4 protein-coding genes are annotated in these 3,033 nt (G+C 56.3%); all 4 read right to left on the bottom strand.

The genetic code is table 11. The features are described 5' to 3' along the window. A partial coding sequence (locus tag L692_RS31480; protein WP_036725516.1) for a DUF1294 domain-containing protein occupies nt 1–147 on the bottom strand: 147 nt, incomplete at its 3' end. Nucleotides 148–306: 159 nt separating this feature from the next. Beyond that, nucleotides 307–1,539 (bottom strand): MFS transporter, encoded by a 1,233-nt coding sequence (locus L692_RS0125050; RefSeq protein WP_025702652.1) that lies wholly within the window; start codon nt 1,537–1,539, stop codon nt 307–309. 67 nt (nt 1,540–1,606) lie between these two features. After that, nucleotides 1,607–1,984, bottom strand: coding sequence for a winged helix-turn-helix transcriptional regulator (locus tag L692_RS0125045; protein WP_025702651.1), 378 nt, complete (start codon nt 1,982–1,984; stop codon nt 1,607–1,609). 348 nt (nt 1,985–2,332) lie between these two features. After that, on the bottom strand, nt 2,333–3,033 hold a 701-nt coding region (locus L692_RS30170), incomplete at its 5' end, for a DNA topoisomerase (protein WP_036725514.1).

Here is a 3,033-nt window from a genome sequence, read left to right as displayed (position 1 = left end):
AGCCCCCCCGCCGATCGCCGCCAGCAAAAACAGCGTTTTCTCCGGTACCCGTTCCCTTCTGCTTCGGGCTTTATCCTTGTCCTCCGACATAACCAAATAACTGATGATGTTGATGACCGCGAACCACACCGTCACAAGCTTGGCCATTCCAGACTCCCTTCCCCTGCCGTCCTATACTTCTATTATATTCCCCTTTCAGGCAAAAAACCAACAACGCCCGCGCCTCTAAACGCCTGTTTTACCGGCTGTCCTTACGCTATCCTTCCTTGCGGCAGACATGGCGCGGTTCTTGATCCGCAGCCCGGCTCAGACGCCAATTTTGACGCTTGTCCGCTCCCGTTCCCGAAGCCAAATGAAAGAGAGCAGCGCGGCTGCGCCTGCGGCAATGCCTCCGAGCCAAAAGCCGCCCTTCAATCCGTAGAGCGAACTCATCCAGCCAGCGGCAAAAGGACCGCCCGACATGCCCAGCGCATACACCGCCTGATAAAATCCCATCGCCGTTGCCCGCTTGTGCGGATGGATATCCGACACCGACTTGCCGAGCAGCAGCGGAAAAATCAGCCCCTGCATCAACCCGTTCCCGGTCTGGGTGGCGCACAGCGCCCCGAAATCCGGCATTACCGGGATAAGCAGCGTGAATAATGCGCTTCCGGCAAAACCGAGCACGAGCGTGCCGCGGTCGCCCATCCATCTTCTGAGCAGCCGCGCCCCGTACAGCGTCGCCGCCGCGTGGGGCAGCATGAACGCCAGTGTCAGCCAGCCGAGGCTTTCCTTGTCCGCTCCGAGATTCAGCGCCTGATTGGGCGTGTATCCGAACATGGTAATGAACAGGACGCAGTGAGCCAGCACCGACAGCAGGGACACTTTGACCAGCATCGGTTCCCGCATGACCGGAACCAGCTCGCCGAGCCGGATAGCGCTTTCTCCGCGTGCTTGCTGTTGCTCGGGCAGACGAAATCCGATCAGAACCGCCAACGCAGCGACGATACCTCCTGCCCAGAATGGGGCATTCCAGCCCCAATGCTCCACCAGATAACCGCTGAGCAGCATGCTGGTCAGTTGGGCGATGACCATTGTGAACTGCAGCATGCCCATCGCCCGGCCGGCTTCCTCTTTGGGGAAATATCCGGCATACATGACGCTGTATACGACCCATGCGCTTGCCGCAATGCCGGATACAGCGCGGCCTGCAAGCGCCCAGCCCGGCTCGGGCCCCAGCAGAAACAGCAGACAGCTGGCGCCGCTTGCGATCAGCCCGAGCCATATGAACGGCCGCCGCCGATTAAGATAGTCCGAACCGATCCCGATGGGCATCCGGAACAAAATCTGCATCAGGCCGTATACGCCCAGCACCATGCCCACCATGACATAGGACGCGCCCAAATGCTCCACGTAAGGCGCAAGCACCGGGACGTAAATATACGAGGAGAACCAGTATAAAAAAACGATGGCCAGAAAAAATAACCGGCCGCTTCGGGTACTTGCCGATGCCGGAGCCTCAGTCGCCTGCGTTAACGCTTTCGCTTGTCTTAACGCCACTTCATATCCCCCTGTTCCTTTTAATGGCCTGCTCATCCATCTTTCCGCACTTGGACAAGGGACCCGCTCATCCCTCGGAAGGAAGCTGTCCGTCACGGGAGCCGGGCCTGTTTTTATACAATTCGCCCCAATCCCGCATCAACAGAATGATCGGAACCAGCGTTCGGCCGAACTCCGTTAGCGAGTATTCCACTTTGGGCGGCACTTGATGATACACTTCACGGTGAATCACCCCATCCTCTTCCAGCTCCCTCAGCTGCAGAGTTAACATTCGTTGGGTAATGGCAGGGCATATCCGTCTGAATTCATTAAAGCGCTTGGAGCCTTCAATCAGGTGGTAGAGCAGGACACCCTTCCATTTGCCTCCGATCACATCTAGCGTATATTCAACCGGACAGCCCTGATTATTCGGACAATCGCCATATCCCGCTTTGCGGTTTCGCATACCAATCCTCCCAGGTATCAATATAGATACTACATAACATTAATGAATGTACTTGTTATTTTGCAACCGAATGTTTACCTATTAAATTATAAGCTATTCCTCCGGTTTGCGGCACAAAATATTGGAACCGAACAATCGGCTAATTCACGCACAGCTCATAACATGATAAAACAATGCCTCACCATGGAGAAGATTATACTGGAGCGCTTGGATAGACTGCTAAGGGAAGAATAATCCGCCTCGAATGCGCCCCGATGCGCAAAGAAGCCATGAACATCCTGTCCATAGCTTCTTCTTGACCCCTGAAACTTCACGTTAACTCTTGGAGCGTATCTTCTTGCCTTCTCTTTATTTTCCCTCTTGTTTACCTTCCATTGCGGCTTTTAGCAAATCCCCCAGACTGGTGCCCAGGCTTTCCGACTTGCTGTACTGCTGCACAAGCTTCTGTTGTTCACGCTTGTTTATGTGCTTGCTGTCCTTGTTCACCGCCTCTGTAATTCCACAGCCAAGACACTGCACGTACAATCCAGCCTTGCCTTCTTTAAGCTCCATTTTCTTGTGGCACTGCGGGCAACGGCGGTTCGACAGCCGCTTCTCCCCCGCACGGGTATATCCGCAGTCGTCCGCCGGGCAGACAAGCAGCTTCCCGCGCTTCGACTTCTTCTCCAGCAGCCGCGTGCCGCACTGCGGACAGTGGCTGCTGGAGACATTATGCGGCTTATACTCCGCGCCGCTATTCTTCACCTCTGCGACCAGTTCCTTCGCCATGCCGCGTATGCCCTGCAGGAACGCCTCCGGCTTCCCCTGCCCGCGGGCAATCCGTTCCAGCTCGGCCTCCCAACGGGCCGTCAAATCCGGAGTGCGAAGCTGCGGAGAGACCAGCTCGATCAACTGCTTGCCCTTGCCGGTCGGATGCAGCACATTGCCCTGCCGCTCGATCGTATCCGACGATACAAGCTTCTCGATCATATCAGCCCGGGTCGCCGGCGTGCCGAGGCCATGCTTCTCCATCTGCGTCAGCAGAGACGCCTCGCTGTAGCGTCCCGGCG

It is taken from the genome of Paenibacillus forsythiae T98, from assembly GCF_000520735.1.
In the GTDB taxonomy this organism is placed as follows: domain Bacteria; phylum Bacillota; class Bacilli; order Paenibacillales; family Paenibacillaceae; genus Paenibacillus_AQ; species Paenibacillus_AQ forsythiae.
Note: the sequence above shows the minus strand (reverse complement) of the source record. Positions and strands in the feature narration are given on the sequence as shown.

What these genes read in the sequence shown, in the direction of transcription:
- L692_RS0125045 (WP_025702651.1), bottom strand. Translation starts at nt 1,984, where the DNA reads ATGCGAAACCGCAAAGCGGGATATGGCGATTGTCCGAATAATCAGGGC.